The sequence below is a fragment of the Ruegeria sp. CDSC079 genome (assembly GCF_059610505.1).
This window is the reverse complement of the sequence record NZ_JBXWNT010000004.1, coordinates 293,858-310,770: the sequence shown is the minus strand read 5'-3', so window position 1 is coordinate 310,770 and position 16,913 is coordinate 293,858. Positions and strand designations below refer to the sequence as shown.

The window sequence follows — 16,913 nt, the reverse complement described above, 5'->3', positions numbered from 1 at the left end:
GCCCGCCAGCTACCCCCGCAGCGTCGAGCCGTCAACGGCGATTACCCGGCAACGGCCCGCAGCAAACGTTTACGTGCGGGCGGAATCGCGCAGATTTCGAGGCCGGTAAAGACATGCAAAGTGTTCATGTGACGGTCAACGACTGCGTGGTCACTGACCCAGCCGCCCATCATCAGGTAAGTACGCAGCAAAGGGGGCATGCGCATCATGGCTTTTTTGGCATCCGGGCGCCGACGCAATCTCGCGGCGAACCGGAAAACATCTGGGGCCTTGACCCGTGGCAACCAGCGTTTCGGGGCCAGATGGCGATGTTTCAACATCGCAAAAGCATCAAGATATTCCGCCGTTTCTGTACCCGCAAACGATGAGCAGCCAAACAGCATCTCAACATTATTCTGATCGACAAATGCAGTCATCGCCCCCCAGGCTACACGCAGAATGTCTGGGTCGTTTCGACCAGGATGCACGCAAAAGCGCCCCATCTCGACCATACGCCCCTTAAACCCTTCAAGTGCCGAGAGGTCATAGAACTGGGCGGAATAGCTTTGGCCAATCTCGGCCCCGCGCTCCATCATCAACATGCGAAAGCAGCACACGAGTTTACCGTTGGCACGCATATCCTCGACCAGAATATGCGTACAACGGCTGTCGAACTCATCCTGATCAGGCTGATCAGTCCCGAAAGCCAGTGTTCGAAGACACTGTGCCGCCGCAACATCCTGCGGTGTTTGCGCCTGACGCGCACGGTACCGGCCCTTGCCGAGCAATAGTGCCATGGTCGCATCCTCCTGGGTTGCTGACCTGTTTCGTCTTGCAGGGTCAATAACACAGGATTTGTGACCGCCCTGTGAAGTTGACAAGACGTGACTATGAATTAGTTGGTCGCGCCAGGAATGTTTGCCGGGTTGAAGTTGCCGATATTGCCAAGCAGCTGCCGCAAGAACCCACGGTTCTGAACTGAGGATTCGGTAATACGACGATCCAGCGTCACAACGTTTCCATCCTCAAGGCCAAAGCGTTCAATATTGCGCACAACACCCCGGTCATCGAAGCTGATCGCCACAAGCTCGCGCGAGACGATTTTCGGTCGTTTCGGACCATAATGACGAACGCGTGATGTCACATAATAAAAGCCGGAATCGCGAACAACGCCTGAAGTACTGGGCGCGCCAACGGATTCGAGTACGCTTTCACGTGTATCGACACCCACCTGAATTTCGGCCAGGTCCTCGGCTGTGGGGACATATCCGTGTTTCTTGAAGACCGGAGCACACGCACCAGCAGCGGTCAGACAGGCCGCAAATACGAGCGTTCTGGACGCTGGTTTCAACCTGCTCATAACTTTCAACATTCACACCCTCTTGCCTTGGGACCGTGCGGCCCCTATCCGATTACATCAAACCGCCACCCCGGTTCAACACACGAAAGGGCCACGTATGAGCAACCAGACATCTTTACGGGTCGCCGACCTGCCTCAGAACGCACCGACGCCCTTTGAAATTCGCCCTGACGCGCAGGAGTTGGATCTCTTAAAGAACGAGTTGAGCCTGCTTGGGCTGCGTAAGCTGAGTTTTGTCGGCGAGGTGAGTGCGCATGGAAAGCGTGATTGGGCGCTTTCAGGAAAACTGGGGGCAACCGTGATTCAACCCTGTGTCGTGACGCTGACACCGGTTACCACGCGGATCGACATTCCGGTGACCCGGATGTTTCTGTCAGATTGGACAAACCCTGACGAGGAGGAGTTCGAAATCCCGGAGGGTGACGAATCTGAACCGCTAGGGACCGAAATCGCTCTGACCGAGGTCATGTCCGAAGCGCTGGCGCTTGCCCTGCCCCAGTATCCCCGGAAAGAAGGTGCGGAATTGGAACAGGCGGGCTTTACCGAACCCGGCAAACAGGCAATAACGGATGAAGATGTCAAACCCTTTGCGGGCTTGGCCGGGCTGCGCGATGCACTGAAAAAAGACGAGTGACACGGGCCTGAAATCCTGTCATAGCAGGCGCTCAGAAAAATCGCTTGAACATGCTGAGAATCGCAGTATTTTCGCGCGCTCATCGGAATTTGGGTTGGACATCGCGGGGCCCGTCCCCTAAACGCGCGTCAAACCACGAGAAAAACGAAGAATGAAACCTGGCCCGCAGCGAATCTGCCGGCCCTTAGTAGACAAAGGTTGAGACCATGGCTGTCCAACAGAACAAAGTTTCCAAGTCGCGTCGCAACAACCGCCGCGCGCACGACGCTCTGGTTGCTGCAAACCCGAACGAATGCGCCAACTGTGGTGAGCTGAAGCGCCCGCACCACGTCTGCGCGTCCTGCGGCCACTATGATGACCGCGAAGTCGTCGCTCAGGCCGACGAAATCGACCTGGACGAAGACGCGGCCTAAGCCCTAAAAGCGCAGGCCAAGCATGACAGAACAGCCCACGCACGCCGGACGGATTACCATCTCGGTTGACGCAATGGGCGGAGATTCGGGGCCCGCTGCTGTTGTGGCGGGGATCGCCAAATCGGCGGATAAGAACCCCGATATCGCGTTCATCTTGCACGGGCCTGAGGCCATGTTGCGCAAACTTGTCGCAAAACGGCGTGTCCTGAACGGGCGCGTCGTTTTTCGTGATTGTCCCGATGTGGTCACGATGGAGGACAAGCCCAGCCAGGTCGTCCGACACGGCAAGCAAACTTCGATGTGGTCCACACTGGAGTCGGTACGTCAGGGTGAAGCCCACGGCGCGGTCTCCTGTGGCAATACCGGCGCATTGATGGCCCTGTCGATGATGCGTCTACGTAAGCTGCCGGGGGTAAACCGCCCGGCAATCGCGATTTTGTGGCCCTCGCGCAATCCGCAGGGTTTCAATGTGATGCTGGACGTAGGCGCCGATGTGCGCGCGGACGCCAAGGACCTGCTGCAATATGCTTTGATGGGTGCCTCTTATGCCCGAAACGGCATGGCGTTGGAACGTCCCCGGATCGGCCTTTTGAATGTGGGCACCGAGGAACATAAAGGGCGCGCCGAGCTAAAAGAAGCGCATGGCATGATCTCGGATTTTGCGGATCAGGCCAGCTTTGACTTTGTGGGTTTTGTCGAAGGCAGCGACATCCCGGGAGACAAAGCCGATGTCATTATAACAGACGGGTTTACAGGCAACGTCGCCATCAAGACCGGAGAAGGCACAGCCAGCCTGATCGGAGATCTTCTGCGCGAGGCGTTCAAATATTCTCCGCTCTCACGACTAGCCTCGATCCTTGCAATCACATCTTTGCAGCGGTTGAAGAAACGAATTGATCCTCGGCGCGTGAACGGTGGGGTTTTCCTTGGCCTGAACGGAACCGTCGTCAAATCACATGGTGGTGCAGACTCGACCGGCGTGTCAGCCGCTGTAAAGCTGGCCTTTACCCTGGCCGAGTCCGGCTTCGCCGAAAAATTGGCAGCACGGGTTGCATCGACAGCCGAGCTTGCACAAGATGCCGCAGACACGCCGTCGAAGGCCGGTGAATAACAAAAAAGGCAGTACCCCAGCATGGCAGGCCGTTCAATTATAGTTGGTGTCGGGCACTATTTGCCAGAGCGCATCGTCCCGAATTCCGAGTTCGAAGAAACGCTCGATACGTCTGATGAGTGGATACGGACCCGTTCCGGGATCGAACGCCGGCATTTTGCAGCGGAAGACGAAACCACTTCGATTATGGCTACAAAGGCTGCCAGTGCCGCACTGGCCGATGCGGGTCTGGAGGCAGATGATATTGATGCGATTATTCTTGCAACATCGACCGCTGACCTGACGTTTCCCTCTGCCGCAACAATGGTTCAATCGCAGCTTGGCATGACCAAAGGCTTCGCCTTTGACGTACAGGCGGTTTGCGCCGGATTTGTCTATGCCATGACCAATGCCAATGCGCTGATCGTATCAGGCCAGGCCAAACGCGTACTGGTCATCGGCGCCGAGACGTTCTCTCGTATCATGGACTGGACCGACCGGTCGACCTGCGTTTTGTTCGGCGACGGCGCCGGAGCGATAATCCTTGAACAGCATGAGGGCGCGGGAACCTCGGACGATCGGGGCATACTGGCAACCGACCTGAACTCGGACGGGCGCTATAAGGACCTGCTCTATGTGGATGGAGGCGTCTCGACCCAGTCCACAGGCTATCTGCGGATGAAAGGAAACCAGCTGTTTCGGCAGGCAGTTGAACGTCTGACCTCTACCGCAGAAACCTGCCTAGAGAAGGCTGGGCTAAGTCACAAAGATGTGGATTGGATCGTACCGCATCAGGCAAACATTAGAATCATCCAGGGCACAGCCAAGAAATTGGGCGTTCCTATGGAACACGTTGTCGTTACCCTGCAAGACCACGGAAATACCTCGGCTGCATCGATTCCCCTGGCAATGTCTGTTGCGAAACAGCGTGGGCAGTTCAAACAGGGTGATCTGCTGGTCACAGAGGCAATCGGAGGTGGATTGGCCTGGGGCTCAGTCCTCTTGCGGTGGTAACAAGCGCAATTCAGCTTACACACTCGCCCGCAATTCATTGATATTGACAGCGAATTTGCCCTGACCCTATGCTCTGATAGCAACAGGGGAATTGGCATGAGCGACAAAACACTGACCCGAATGGATCTGAGCGAGGCCGTATTTCGTGAAGTTGGCCTTTCACGCAATGAAAGCGCGCAACTGGTCGAGAGCGTTCTGAACCATATGTCCGACGCATTGGTGCGCGGTGAACAGGTGAAGATCTCGTCTTTTGGAACGTTCAGTGTTCGGGACAAGACAGCTCGTATCGGCCGCAATCCCAAGACAGGCGAAGAGGTTCCAATTCAGCCTCGCCGTGTTCTCACCTTCCGCCCGTCGCATCTGATGAAAGATCGCGTCGCCGCAGGGAACCGCAAATAAGATCAGGACGGCACGAATATGAGCAAGTCCCCAGACGCCTTTCGCACCATCAGTGAAGTTGCGGACTGGTTGGGTGTGCAGCCGCATGTTCTGCGATTCTGGGAAAGCCGCTTCAATCAGGTGAAACCGGTAAAACGGGCGGGCGGGCGCAGATATTATCGCCCCAACGACATGCGCCTGCTGGGCGGCATCAAGAAGCTTTTGCATGAGGATGGGATCACCATCAAAGGCGTACAGCGCATCTTGCGTGAACAGGGCGTGGCGCATGTTTCTTCAGTGTCCCAGGGCTTGGATGAAATGGCGAATCTAGAACCCGCACCCGATGCAAATGTCGTTGTGCCATTCACGGCCAAGCCAGCCCCTCCGCAAGAGCAGATACATCTGGATCTTGGCGACGCTCAAAAACCCGAACTGCAACCTGCTCCCAATTCGCCAAATGCGGAACCTCAGACGCAAACCCAGCCGTCTTATCCCGACGCCTCGCCATTGCTGGGCGGAATCGCGACATTGGCCTGGACTCGAAACTCATTCGATGACCAGTTGCTCAGCCAAATAGCGCCCATCGCGCAAGAGCTGCGCAGCGTGTTGAACCGAATAGAAAACCGATCGGCGGGATAAGAAAAAAGGCGATGATTTCCTCTTGCCCCCGCCGGGAAAGTCTTTATGAACACCTCAACGTCGGGCTATGGCGCAGCCTGGTAGCGCGTCCGTCTGGGGGACGGAAGGTCGCAGGTTCGAGTCCTGCTAGCCCGACCAAATCACACCGACGTTTATGGCACACAGGCCAGATCCCGCTCTGGCATCAGGGGGGATCGGAATGACCGGCGTATGCCCGAACCAGCAGATAGAGGCGATGATCGCTCGCGGTGAGATTACCGCAAGCCCAGAGGTCATCCCCGCCCAGATTCAACCCGCCAGCCTTGATTTGCGTTTAGGTACAGTTGCTTACCGGGTACGTGCCTCGTTTCTGGCAGGCGAAGGTCGCACCGTAGCCGAACGTTTGTCGGAGTTTGAGATGCACCGCATCGATATCTCTGAAGGTGCTGTGCTGGAAAAGGGCTGTGTCTATCTAGTGCCGTTGATGGAATCGCTGGCCCTGCCCCAGGGGCTGAGCGCGGCCGCCAATGCAAAAAGCTCGACCGGGCGGCTGGACCTTCTGACGCGCACGATCACCGATGGCGGGACCGAGTTTGACCGGGTGCCTGCAGGCTACACCGGCCCCTTGTATGCCGAGATCTGCCCCCGCTCATTCTCGGTTCTGGTGCGTCCGGGAATGCGGCTGAACCAGATCAGGTTCCGGGAGGGACAGGCCGTGCTGAGCGATACCGATCTAAGCGCCCTGCACGCCGAATCCCCGCTGGTCGATGGCCCCGCTGTCATTCAGGACGGGCTTGGGTTCTCGGTGGACCTGCGGCTGCCCGACACTGATTTGGTCGGCTACCGCGCCAAACCTCATACCGGTGTCATTGATCTGGACCGGATCGGCGAATACGACCCGCAAGAATATTGGGAAGAAGTGCGTACCACTGATGGGCGCATCATCCTCGACCCAGGTGCGTTCTACATTCTGGTCAGCCGCGAGGCAGTGCATATCCCGCCGATGTATGCGGCTGAAATGGCCCCCTATCTGGCGATGGTCGGGGAATTCCGGGTGCATTATGCCGGATTCTTCGACCCCGGCTTTGGCCATGCGGCCGCAGGTGGCGAAGGATCACGCGGCGTGTTGGAAGTCCGCTGTCACGAGGCCCCATTTGTGCTGGAACACGGACAAGTCGTGGGACGGTTGGTGTATGAGCGGATGTCAGAGATGCCCACGCAGCTTTACGGGGCGGGCATCGCCTCGAATTACCAGGGACAGGGGCTGAAACTGTCCAAGCATTTCAAGGCTGTAACCTGATCAGAACCGGATGAACCGGCGCATCTGATTGGCCACGCGTTGGACTTGACGCATGTTCTGACGTTGGCGGTTTCCGTCCGCCTGCAACTGATCAGAGGCACCTGAGCTCTCGTGCGGCGGCTGCCCTTGCCCCGACTTCTGGCCCACGCGGCTGGCCATGTCGAACCCCTTGTCCACCCCTTTGGTGACAAGCCGCCGCATGACCTGTCGCACGATCATGTCAATGATACGATTGGCATTCATTGCTCAACTCCGATTTCCAGGCTTCTAAATAGTCGATTTGTGCGGCAACAAAAGGGCCACGTGATCACTCTTCCTCGAACAGTTCGGTTTGATCTTCGTCTTCCTGCCCCTCTCCCAGTGGGATCGTTCCCGGAGGCGGTCTGTTCTCCAGCAAACCGGCAGCGCGCAATTCTTTCAACCCCGGCAAATCCCGGGCGTTCTCCAGCCCAAAGTGATCCAGAAACTGCGGAGTCACCACGAAAGTCACCGGACGGCCCGGCGTCATGCGACGACGACCCAGTCTGATCCACTCCATCTCCAACAGTTGGTCGATGGTCCCGCGCGAGACCGATACGCCGCGAATTTCTTCGATCTCGGCACGTGTACAGGGTTGGTGATATGCCACGATCGCCAGCGTTTCGATCGCGGCCCGGCTGAGCTTGCGGGTTTCAACCGTTTCTTTTTGCATCAGAAAACCCAAGTCTGGGGCAGTACGAATGGCCCAGGATTCACCAACCTGAACCACACGAACACCACGCCCTTCATAGCGTTTCTTAAGCATTTCCACCGCCTGTGACGCGTCGCTGCCATGGGGCATCCGCACTTCTAGATCGGCAATCGTCACCGGCTCGGCGCTGGCGAATAACACGGCCTCGACCATGCGTTCTTGCTCGGCCATAGGCGGAGCTTCGAACAGGGTGCCGGTACCTTCTTCCTGAGGCGCGTCAGTCACGGGATTGGGTCCTCTTGCGTAGTTGTATTGGAGCAAAAGTTTCGCTCTGCTGTATTTCCATATGCCCTTCTTTCACCAACTCAAGTGAGGCCGCAAAAGTAGCCGCCGTCGCGGACCGCCTGCGCACCGGGTCGGCATCCCAGCCCTCGGGCAGATAGGTCTCCATATCCGTCCAGGCCCCGGCAAAGCCGATCAGCGGGCGCATACGTTCCAGCGCCTGTTCCATCGTGAATACGGCGTCACGGTCCATGACAAAGGGGCGGAATTCATCACGGGTGCGAATGCGGGCATAGCCCTGCATCAGGTCCAGCAGCGTGGCGGAATAGGTCACGGTGCGGATGCGCGTGACATCCTCGCCCTGCCCGCGTTTGAAGAAATCGCGCCCTAGCTGATCGCGCCCCATCAATCGGGCGGCAGCATCGCGCATGGCCTGAAGCCGCTCTAGCTGAAACGCCAGATGCGCCGCCAGTTCTTCGCCCGAGGGGCCTTCGTCATTCGGATCCGGAGGCAGCAGCAAGCGCGATTTCAGAAAGGCCAGCCATGCCGCCATCACCAGATAGTCGGCGGCCAGTTCGATCCGCAGCGCCCGTGCCTTTTCAACAAAGGACAAGTATTGCTGCGCCAGCGCCAGAACCGATATTTTGCGCAGATCAACCTTTTGTGTGCGGGACAGCATCAGCAGCACATCGAGCGGGCCTTCGAACCCGTCGACGTCTACGATCAATGCCTCTGCCGCAAGGCGATCCGCGACCGAGACGGGGTCTTCGCTAAAAAGATTATCCGACATACACCTGCCCGCCCATTAGGCGAGAAAGTTCGGCTTCGGCGGCTTGGATGTCAAGTTCCTGCGGGGCTTTGCGCATCGCCAACGCCCGTTCAGCGCGTTTCTGTGCCTGTTCGGACATCTTTCCGGCGGTGCTCAGCACCTTAGCACGGGCATCAAAAGAGCCATTGCAGTACAAAACCACATCGCACCCTGCAGTTAGCGCCTGATTGGCAATCTCTTCTGGATTTCCGCTCAGGGCCTTCATCGAGATATCATCCGTCATGATCAGCCCGCCAAACCCGATCGTTTTGCGGATCAGGCTGATCATGGTCCGAGAAATCGTAGCAGGTTGAGGGTCAATCCGGTCATAGACCAGATGCGCCGTCATCCCCATGGGCAGATCGTTCAACTCCCGAAACGGGCCGAAATCGGCCTCGGTCAAGTCCTCTTGCGCCAGATCGACATGGGGCAGGTCATGATGGCTGTCCAGCGTGGACAAACCATGACCCGGCATGTGTTTGAGCACCGGCAATACACCGCCATCCAAATGCCCCTCGGCAACCGCACGACCGATCCGAGAAACCATTTTGGGATCAGATCCATAGCAGCGGTTTTTAAGGAACGGATGCGTCTCGTTCCGGGCCAGATCCACCATGGGCGCGCAGTTGCTGTCGATCCCAAGCTCGAACAGTTCATTCGCAATCAGGCGATAGCGCAGATACATAGCACGTTCGGCCTGCTCTCCGCTCTGGGCCACGTGATCCAACGGCGGCATCCATTCTCGGGCCAGCGGTGTGCGCAGTCGTTGCACGCGTCCACCCTCTTGATCAACAGTGATCGGGCAGTTACACCCCACAGCCTCGCGGAAATCGTCGCATAGGGCGCGCACTTGATCCGCAGACTCGATATTGCGGGCAAAAAGAATGAACCCGAATGGGTTCATCTCTCGGAACAGTTTTTTCTCGTCAGACGTCAGGCGCAGACCTTCAGCGTCCGTAATGACTGCGCCGAAATTCACCGCGCGGCAACCGGAATGCAATCAGCGCCTTCGGCCTGCAAAGCGGCACAGAATTGGCGCGAGTCGCTCAGATCGTCAAACCCCAGAACCCGAAGACGATAGAAGGTTCGCCCACCGCTTGAGGTTTTCTGTATAACACGCTGTTTTCCAATCATATAATCCCCGAATCGTCCATTCATGCGATCCCATTCCGAGCGCGCGACGTCCGAATTTTCATAGGCGCCAAGCTGGGCCATACGGGTGCCCTTGGTCAGAGTTTCAGGATCCACATCCAAGCCGACCGCAGCTTTGACCGCCGCGTTGATCGCGTCTTCGGTAGTGCTGTTTGACGTAATTGCGCTGCGCACACCGCCAGCGGGGCGCAGGACCGGGCGCAGCGACCGGCGCACACCAGGCAAAGCCGCCAGTTCTGGGTCCGGTTGCGATGCAGCCAGATCAGCCGGATCAATAGCAGGCTCTTCCTCGGGGATGGTCAAAGAGGCCAACTGAAAACTTTGCTCGCCAACCTGATCGGAATTTTCCGCCTCTCCCGCCAGTTCAGCAACCAGTGTATCAACCGCGCCCTGGCGCATCTGTGTGGCCGTCCGGTCAGAGACGTTTTCATCGACCACATGTACGGCAGGTGTCGGTTGCAACGGTGCCACCGGAGTATCTTCATCTGTCAGGGAAACCGGGCGCGGTGCAAGGATCAGCCGATCAGCAGGCGGCGCTGCTGTGCCCACTGCCGCAACCGTGTTCACGGCCAAACCCTGATGATCCGCAGGGGTGCCACCCGGGCTATCCGGCTGAATACGCATTGGTCCATCTAAGGCCCGAACAACCGGCACGCCACTCACATCGCGCATTACCAAATTGTAACCCCAAACACCGATGCCAGCGACCAGCGCCAATGATGCAACGGCACCCAGAGCACTAACAATACGACCCAAACCTGCGGGATGGGGCGTTTCGTCATATCCGTGCAAGTCATTAGGGAGGTCATACCCATCCTGAGGATGAGCTTGATTCGTATAATGCATCTGCTCGGGGCGCATTTGCCCCGGGTAATCGTAACTTGCCATGTCCGCCTCACCGCCCGTTTAGCGCCGAAAATAAGGCGCGCGGGTCATTTCTTGCCTACCTCGTACCGGCGGTTCGGACGGTGTTGTTCACCGCATCTCCTGCGCCGGAGTAACGCCAAGAATACCCAAGCCTGCTGAAATCACAACAGAAACGGACCGGGCCAGTGCGATTTTTGACTGGCTTGTGGCAACATCGCCATCCTGAATAAACCGCAGCTGGGTTTCATCGTTGCCCTTGTTCCAAAGCGCGTGGAAATCCCCTGCAAGTTCATACAGATAGAAGGCAACGCGGTGGGGTTCATTGGTACGCGCGGCGATCTCAACCAGACGCGGCCATTCGGCCAGCTTCTTGGCAACAGTCAGCTCAGAGGCATGGTCGATCTTACCCAGATCGGCGCTTTTAAGCGCTGGGTCCTGCGCGTCGATCCCGGCCTCAGCTGCACGGCGCAGAACACTCATCACGCGGGCATGGGCATATTGGACGTAGAAAACGGGGTTCTCGCGGCTTTGTTCCAACACCTTGTCAAAGTCAAAATCCAGGGCAGCGTCATTCTTGCGGGTCAGCATCACGAAGCGGGTCACATCCGGGCCAACCTGATCGACCACATCACGCAATGTGACGAAGTTCCCTGCCCGCTTGGACATCTTGAACGGCTCGCCGTTCTTCCACAGTTTCACCAACTGGGTTAGCTTGATATCCAGCGGTACCTTGCCATCGGACAGAGCCGATACTGCGGCCTTCATCCGTTTGACATAGCCACCGTGGTCAGCGCCGAACACATCGATCAACGCGTCAAACCCACGGGTCACTTTGTCATAGTGATAGGCGATATCCGGGGCAAAATAGGTCCAGCTCCCGTCCGATTTCTTGACCGGGCGATCCACGTCGTCGCCATGCTCGGTCGATTTGAACAGGGTCTGCTCACGTGGTTCCCAATCTTCGGGCTTTTTGCCCTTGGGCGGCTCCAGCACGCCCTCATAGATCAGGCCCTTGTCGGTCAGGGATTGCAACGCAGCTTCAATCCGACCCGTGCCATAGAGCGACTTTTCCGAGAAGAACACATCCATCTCAACGCCCAGCGCCTTCAGGTCGGCGCGGATCAGGTCCATCATCGCGTCTGTCGAAAACTCGCGCAGTTCTTCCAGCCAGTCGCTTTCCGGTTTGTCGATCAGGCTGTCACCGTATTTCTCTTTCAACGCCTCGCCAATCGGGATCAGATAGTCGCCAGGATACAGGCCTTCGGCAATCTCGGGGCTCAGCCCGTTTGCCTCGCGATACCGTTCGTAAGCCGAGCGTGCCAGAACATCCACCTGCGCGCCGCCATCATTGATGTAGTATTCACGGGTCACGTTATGGCCGGAATAGGCCAACAGGCTTGCCAGCGCATCTCCGAACACGGCGCCCCGCGTATGACCCACATGCAAGGGGCCGGTCGGGTTGGCCGAGACGTATTCCACGTTGACCTTCTGCCCATGCCCCATGGTCGAGCGGCCATAGTCCGTGCCCTGTTGCAGCACCGCAGCCAGTACACTCTGCCAGACCGATGGCGCCAACCGCAGGTTCAAGAACCCCGGCCCGGCAACCTCGGCACTGGTGATCCGGTTATCCTCGGCCAGCTTTCCGGCCAGCGCATCGGCAATGTCGCGCGGTTTCATCTTGGTGGGCTTTGCCAGCACCATAGCCGCATTCGTCGCCATGTCGCCATGCGCCGCATCGCGCGGCGGTTCAACGGCCACGTTGTCAAAGCTCAGCCCTTCGGGCAGCGCGCCTTCGGACTGCATCTGTGCCAGCGCGTCCAGCACGAGGCTGCGGATCTCGGAAAACAGGTTCATTTCGAATGTCCTTTTGCTTGCCCGGCGGTTTACCACGCGGTGCAGCAAGGTCAATGGACGGCGCCAGAATGCGCTTGGAATAAGAGCCGCCGCCGCTAAGGTCGGTCATATCTATCTAAACGGAGATTCCTATGCGCCTTGCCCTGCCCCTGTGCCTGCTCTTGTCGACCGCCCTGCCCGCTTTTGCTGAAATGCCTGCCCCGCAAGGCCATGTGCTGGTCACCCTTGGCGGCGCGGTTGAGGAAACCAATCTGCCCGCGCGCGGCGAGAATGACGGCGGCTTGCTGGGATATCTGGAGGTCACCCATGACGGGGCAGCTGGCTTTGACGCGACATTGCTGGATAGTTTGGATCAGGTCGAGATCACAATTCCCTACGGCACAGAGGCCAACCAACGCGACATCACCTTTAGCGGCCCGCTTTTGTCGGATGTGATGGTCATAGCCGGTGCCGAAGGTAAGACGGCCAAGCCGATGGCAATGGACGGGTATCAGGCTGAAATCCCCTGGCAAAGCATCTCGACCTATCAGCCTATCCTCGCCACCCACGCCGACGGCGCCCCCATGGGGATCGGAGGGTATGGCCCAACGATGATCGTCTTCCCACCCACCGACGACGCTGAGGCGGCGCAGGATCAGACGGGCCAACAAGTCTGGGCTTTGGCCTATATCGGGGTCGAGTGATCCGCCGGTATCGGGCGGCCAGTCAGTCTGGCATGATCCTGTAGCGCAAACCTGTCGGTCATCCCAGCAATATAGTCCGATACGATCCGGGCTAAGGCAGTCTCATCCTCAGCCTCTTCAATGTCCGCGTGCCAGCGCGCGGGCATTTGCTTCGGATCGCCAAGGTAGATTGGAAACAAATCCTCGACCACTTTGCTGACCTCGGCGCGCACCGTCATCACCGACGGCGCCCTGTACATCCGCGAAAACAGGAAAGCGCGAATTTCCTTCAGTTGCGCCCAAAGGCCTGTTGAGAACTGAATGACCGGATAGCCAAGATGCCGGATCTCTTCGACGCTCTGGGCACCGGACCCTGCGATCAGAGCCCGAGACGTGTCGATCACGTCCGACACCATAACCCCAAACACCCGCCGCAATGCCTCATGCCGACGGCGATAGGGGTCGAGGCCCGGGTACTTGCGATCCACCTCCGCATAACAGTCGCCCACGATCGGCAGTCGCTGAATGTCCTCGTCGCTGAACAACTCCGCCCTCAGCCCGTCCAACAGGTCATGATTGTTATAGGCGATGTCGTCAGACAAGGCCGCCACCTGCGCCTCTGCGCTTGCGTGCGTGTACAGTTCCAGATCAAAAGCCGCATTGCATTCCGCCAGCGCCCAAGGCAAAGCCCCTTCTACCGGTCCATTGTGTTTTGCAATGCCTTCCAGGGTTTCCCACGTAAGGTTGCACCCATCGAACTCGGCATAATGACGCTCGAGCCGGGTGACGATCCGAATGGCCTGCGCGTTATGATCGAACCCGCCATACGGCTGCATGATCTCATGCAAGGCATCCTCGCCAGTATGTCCGAACGGCGTGTGGCCAAGATCATGGGCCAGGGCAACCGCTTCAGTCAGTTCTGGATTCAAACCCAAGGCCCCGGCAATCGTCCGCGCCACCTGCGCGACCTCAATCGAATGGGTCAACCGGGTCCGATAGCTATCCCCTTCGTGCTCAACAAAAACTTGGGTCTTGTGCTTGAGCCGCCGAAAGGCGCTGGCATGAATGATCCGGTCCCGGTCGCGCTGAAAGCATGACCGGAAACTGCTTTCTTCCTCTGGCACCAACCGCCCTCTTGCGCGGTCGGGATTCGAGGCAAAACCTGCTCTGTCCAACGGCCTGTCCTTGTCGCCTGTCCTTGGGCTTTCTATATGGTAGAGTGGTTAAGAAATAAACCTTTGGAGTTTGGCATGAATCTGCCCCCGATAGTTACAGAACGCGCCTTTGACCGCCTTGCCGAGATCGGCGCGGCCGATCAGGGTCAAGCCCTGCGTGTCGCTGTCGAAGGTGGCGGGTGTTCGGGCTTTCAGTACGAAATTGCATTGGACAAACCCAAAGAGGACGATTTGGTTCTTGAGGGTAAGGGGCAGAAGGTCATTGTCGACGCAATCTCACTGCCGTTTCTTGAAAATGCGGTGATTGATTTCACGCAAGAACTGATCGGCGCACGCTTTGTGATCGAAAACCCAAACGCCACCTCCTCCTGCGGCTGCGGCACTTCGTTTTCAATGTGATCACCCGTGGGGGCTTCACCCCCACACCCCCACACCCCCAAGGTATTTCTAGCCGGATGAAGCAGGGATCCGCTCTCCGATTTCTAGACCGGAGAGCTTCACCTGGCGCGGTCATCGGCGCCTCCGCCTGTACCGCCAGCTGATTTTCGGAGATTCTGGTTAACGGTCCGTTTCTTCATCTGGCCAAAAATACCTCGGAGCGCGAGGCAGCGCCTCGCAAACCTGTTCTCCGCCTTGCCGTTGGGCCCGTTCTGGGCGATAGGTTGCCAAGGACTGTCGGAGGGTCGCGCATGAAAATCGCCACATTCAACATCAACGGAATCAAGGCGCGGGCCGAAGCATTGCCGCGTTGGCTGGATGATGCCCAGCCCGATGTTGTGCTGCTGCAAGAGATCAAGTCTGTCGACGATAACTTCCCCAGAGAGATCTTTGAGGCGCGCGGGTACAACGTGGAAACGCACGGTCAGAAAAGCTTTAACGGCGTTGCCATTCTGTCGAAGCTACCGCTCGAGGACGTCTCGCGGGGTTTGCCCGGTGATGATGAGGATGAACAGGCCCGCTGGATCGAGGCCACGGTCGTCGGCAAACAGGCGCTGCGTATCTGCGGGCTTTATCTGCCGAACGGCAACCCCGCCCCAGGGCCGAAATATGAGTATAAACTCGCCTGGATGGAACGGCTCTATCATCGCGCCCGCGATCTGATGAACGGTGAAGAGCCCGCGCTGATGGCAGGTGATTACAACATCATTCCCCAGGCCGAAGACGCAGCGCGTCCCGATGCCTGGCGCGAGGATGCATTGTTTCGCCCTGAAAGCCGGGCCGCATTTCGGAAAATTCTGAATCTCGGCTTCACCGAGGCCTTTCGCGCTGGCACGCAAGGTCCGGAACATTATTCATTCTGGGATTATCAAGCGGGTGCGTGGAACCGAAATGACGGGATTCGTATTGATCATTTCCTTCTGACCCCTCAGGCCGCTGACCTGTTGCGCGATTGCAAAATCGATTCCGAAATTCGGGGGCACGAAAAACCGTCAGATCATGTTCCGGTTTGGATAGATCTAGATCTGTAATCGGCTAAGCCGTGGCATCGAACTCATAGATCCAATCATATTTTCGGCCCAACCGCGATCCAACTGCCATCAACGCCAGTTGCGCCCCGACACGCATAGGGCCACGTAGATGGAAGTTGCGCGCGTTGGCTCCAGCGGCAGCGACCACCCGAGTTGCCCGCTGGCGACGGGTCGCTTCATAGGCGGCCAGTGCTTGCGAAACGCCGGATTGTTCTTCGAAAGACCGCCCCAGAGTCCAGGCATCTTCTAGTGCAAGGCAAGCACCTTGGGCCATGAAAGGCAGCGTCGGATGAGCTGCGTCGCCCAAAAGCGCCACACGCCCATTCTGCCAGCATTCAGCAACAGGGCGCAGGAACAATGCCCAGATATTCGGGTCCTGAACCTCTTGCAAAATCTCTTTGACCAAGCCGCCAAAACCTGCAAATCGCGCCTTCAGCTCTTCGGGATCACCGCGTAGACGCCAACCTTCTTCCTGCCAGTCAGACCTCTCTTCGATTGCCACGATGTTCATCAGGGTCTGATCGCGCAAAGGATACGTCACTACATGCCGTCCCGGCCCCATGGTTAGCACAGCGCAAGGGTTCTTGTTGCGTCGGTCCCATGGAATCGTCGCGCGCCAGGCAACCTGATGTGTGAATTTCGGTGTTTCCCTGCCAGTCAGGTCAGCACGAATTGCACTTTGGCCGCCGTCCGCGGCGACTGCACAATCAACCCGAAATCTCGCCCCCGTATCGAGGGTAATTTCGGCCTCGGACGGGTGCTTTCGCACCCGTTCCACACGCGCACCAAGGTGAAACTCTACCCCTTTTTGAACCGCCGCTTTGTAGAGAAGATCAAGCAGGTCAGCGCGATGGTAATAATAGGTAGGCCCGGCAGAGGGTGGCACGATTTTGCAGACCAGCCGCCCTGCCCGGTAATCACGAAGGACCGTTCCATGGGACAAAAGCCCAGCCTCGGGCGTGTCCGCAACAACCTTCAGCGCACGCAGCACAGCCATCCCGTTGGCGCTGATCTGAAGGCCCGCGCCAACCTCGGTCAATTCTGGTGCCTGCTCAAACACGGTCACCACGGCGCCGCGCTGTCGCAGGGTCAAAGCAGCCGCGAGGCCGCCAATGCCACCTCCGACTATGCCGAATTTCGATCCGCTGATGTTCATGTCACCGGCTTAACGCAAAAACGCCGGAGCAA

The 16,913-nt window shown here is 57.9% G+C and carries 20 protein-coding genes and 1 tRNA gene; 11 read left to right on the top strand and 10 right to left on the bottom strand.

Features of this window, described 5'->3' with window-relative positions; translation table 11 throughout:
* Positions 1 to 41: 41 nt before the first annotated feature.
* Both AC2FIC_RS09635 and AC2FIC_RS09630 read right to left on the bottom strand, forming a co-directional pair.
* Positions 42 to 776, bottom strand: coding sequence for a GNAT family N-acetyltransferase (locus AC2FIC_RS09635; RefSeq protein ID WP_281994502.1), 735 nt, complete (start codon positions 774 to 776; stop codon positions 42 to 44).
* Positions 777 to 874: 98 nt separating this feature from the next.
* A complete protein-coding gene (locus AC2FIC_RS09630) occupies positions 875 to 1,351 on the bottom strand; it encodes an outer membrane protein assembly factor BamE (protein ID WP_142633360.1) in 477 nt (158 codons plus the stop codon).
* A gap of 85 nt (positions 1,352 to 1,436) precedes the next feature.
* On the opposite strand from AC2FIC_RS09630, the gene AC2FIC_RS09625 reads away from it, so the two are divergent.
* The 8 genes from AC2FIC_RS09625 to AC2FIC_RS09590 all read left to right on the top strand — a co-directional run bounded on the left by AC2FIC_RS09625 (position 1,437) and on the right by AC2FIC_RS09590 (position 6,786).
* Positions 1,437 to 1,973: a YceD family protein gene (locus AC2FIC_RS09625; RefSeq protein ID WP_496691109.1), complete on the top strand. Its 537-nt coding sequence runs from the start codon at positions 1,437 to 1,439 to the stop codon at positions 1,971 to 1,973.
* A gap of 206 nt (positions 1,974 to 2,179) precedes the next feature.
* A complete protein-coding gene (gene rpmF / locus AC2FIC_RS09620) occupies positions 2,180 to 2,386 on the top strand; it encodes a 50S ribosomal protein L32 (protein WP_037316137.1) in 207 nt (68 codons plus the stop codon).
* Positions 2,387 to 2,408: 22 nt separating this feature from the next.
* Positions 2,409 to 3,497, top strand: coding sequence for a phosphate acyltransferase PlsX (gene plsX, locus AC2FIC_RS09615; protein WP_142633356.1), 1,089 nt, complete (start codon positions 2,409 to 2,411; stop codon positions 3,495 to 3,497).
* 21 nt (positions 3,498 to 3,518) lie between these two features.
* The gene (locus AC2FIC_RS09610) at positions 3,519 to 4,490 is read left to right on the top strand and encodes a beta-ketoacyl-ACP synthase III (protein WP_271947477.1); all 972 of its coding nucleotides are present in this window, start codon (positions 3,519 to 3,521) and stop codon (positions 4,488 to 4,490) included.
* Positions 4,491 to 4,586: 96 nt separating this feature from the next.
* A complete protein-coding gene (gene ihfA / locus AC2FIC_RS09605; protein ID WP_037316145.1) occupies positions 4,587 to 4,889 on the top strand; it encodes an integration host factor subunit alpha in 303 nt (100 codons plus the stop codon).
* An 18-nt stretch (positions 4,890 to 4,907) separates the two neighbouring features.
* On the top strand, positions 4,908 to 5,507 hold the full coding sequence (locus tag AC2FIC_RS09600; RefSeq protein ID WP_281971965.1) for a MerR family transcriptional regulator: 600 nt from the start codon (positions 4,908 to 4,910) through the stop codon (positions 5,505 to 5,507).
* A 61-nt stretch (positions 5,508 to 5,568) separates the two neighbouring features.
* Positions 5,569 to 5,645: transfer RNA gene (locus AC2FIC_RS09595), tRNA-Pro, on the top strand.
* Between the two features lie 61 nt (positions 5,646 to 5,706).
* Positions 5,707 to 6,786, top strand: coding sequence for a 2'-deoxycytidine 5'-triphosphate deaminase (locus AC2FIC_RS09590; RefSeq protein WP_281971964.1), 1,080 nt, complete (start codon positions 5,707 to 5,709; stop codon positions 6,784 to 6,786).
* On the opposite strand, the gene AC2FIC_RS09585 is transcribed toward AC2FIC_RS09590, so the two are convergent.
* The 6 genes from AC2FIC_RS09585 to argS all read right to left on the bottom strand — a co-directional run bounded on the left by AC2FIC_RS09585 (position 6,787) and on the right by argS (position 12,419).
* Positions 6,787 to 7,029, bottom strand: coding sequence for a hypothetical protein (locus tag AC2FIC_RS09585; RefSeq protein ID WP_281971963.1), 243 nt, complete (start codon positions 7,027 to 7,029; stop codon positions 6,787 to 6,789).
* 64 nt (positions 7,030 to 7,093) lie between these two features.
* Complete coding sequence (gene scpB, locus AC2FIC_RS09580) at positions 7,094 to 7,741, bottom strand: SMC-Scp complex subunit ScpB (protein WP_281994496.1); 648 nt, start codon at positions 7,739 to 7,741, stop codon at positions 7,094 to 7,096.
* Positions 7,734 to 8,528, bottom strand: a complete 795-nt coding sequence (locus AC2FIC_RS09575; protein WP_142633343.1) for a segregation and condensation protein A — start codon at positions 8,526 to 8,528, stop codon at positions 7,734 to 7,736. The genes scpB and AC2FIC_RS09575 overlap by 8 nt, the downstream gene beginning before the upstream one ends.
* Positions 8,518 to 9,525, bottom strand: coding sequence for a beta-N-acetylhexosaminidase (nagZ, locus tag AC2FIC_RS09570; protein ID WP_496691108.1), 1,008 nt, complete (start codon positions 9,523 to 9,525; stop codon positions 8,518 to 8,520). Before nagZ ends, AC2FIC_RS09575 begins: the two co-directional genes overlap by 11 nt.
* Complete coding sequence (locus AC2FIC_RS09565) at positions 9,522 to 10,586, bottom strand: SPOR domain-containing protein (RefSeq protein ID WP_496691107.1); 1,065 nt, start codon at positions 10,584 to 10,586, stop codon at positions 9,522 to 9,524. The genes nagZ and AC2FIC_RS09565 overlap by 4 nt, the downstream gene beginning before the upstream one ends.
* Positions 10,587 to 10,673: 87 nt before the next feature.
* Positions 10,674 to 12,419, bottom strand: a complete 1,746-nt coding sequence (argS, locus tag AC2FIC_RS09560) for an arginine--tRNA ligase (RefSeq protein ID WP_496870154.1) — start codon at positions 12,417 to 12,419, stop codon at positions 10,674 to 10,676.
* Between the two features lie 131 nt (positions 12,420 to 12,550).
* Between argS and AC2FIC_RS09555 the strand changes: the two genes are divergently transcribed.
* Complete coding sequence (locus tag AC2FIC_RS09555) at positions 12,551 to 13,102, top strand: putative pterin-binding protein (RefSeq protein WP_496691105.1); 552 nt, start codon at positions 12,551 to 12,553, stop codon at positions 13,100 to 13,102.
* Here AC2FIC_RS09555 and AC2FIC_RS09550 read toward each other — a convergent pair.
* Entirely contained in the window at positions 13,084 to 14,256 is a 1,173-nt protein-coding gene (locus AC2FIC_RS09550; protein WP_496691104.1) for a deoxyguanosinetriphosphate triphosphohydrolase, read from the bottom strand. The two genes, AC2FIC_RS09555 and AC2FIC_RS09550, sit on opposite strands and share 19 nt — an antisense overlap.
* Before the next feature lie 75 nt (positions 14,257 to 14,331).
* On the opposite strand from AC2FIC_RS09550, the gene AC2FIC_RS09545 reads away from it, so the two are divergent.
* Both AC2FIC_RS09545 and xth read left to right on the top strand, forming a co-directional pair.
* Positions 14,332 to 14,655 (top strand): HesB/IscA family protein, encoded by a 324-nt coding sequence (locus AC2FIC_RS09545; protein WP_496691103.1) that lies wholly within the window; start codon positions 14,332 to 14,334, stop codon positions 14,653 to 14,655.
* Positions 14,656 to 14,945: 290 nt separating this feature from the next.
* Positions 14,946 to 15,725 (top strand): exodeoxyribonuclease III, encoded by a 780-nt coding sequence (gene xth, locus AC2FIC_RS09540; protein WP_496691102.1) that lies wholly within the window; start codon positions 14,946 to 14,948, stop codon positions 15,723 to 15,725.
* A gap of 4 nt (positions 15,726 to 15,729) precedes the next feature.
* Here the strand turns inward: xth and AC2FIC_RS09535 are convergent, their stop codons facing one another.
* On the bottom strand, positions 15,730 to 16,881 hold the full coding sequence (locus tag AC2FIC_RS09535) for an FAD-dependent monooxygenase (RefSeq protein WP_496691101.1): 1,152 nt from the start codon (positions 16,879 to 16,881) through the stop codon (positions 15,730 to 15,732).
* Between the last annotated feature and the right edge of the window lie 32 nt (positions 16,882 to 16,913).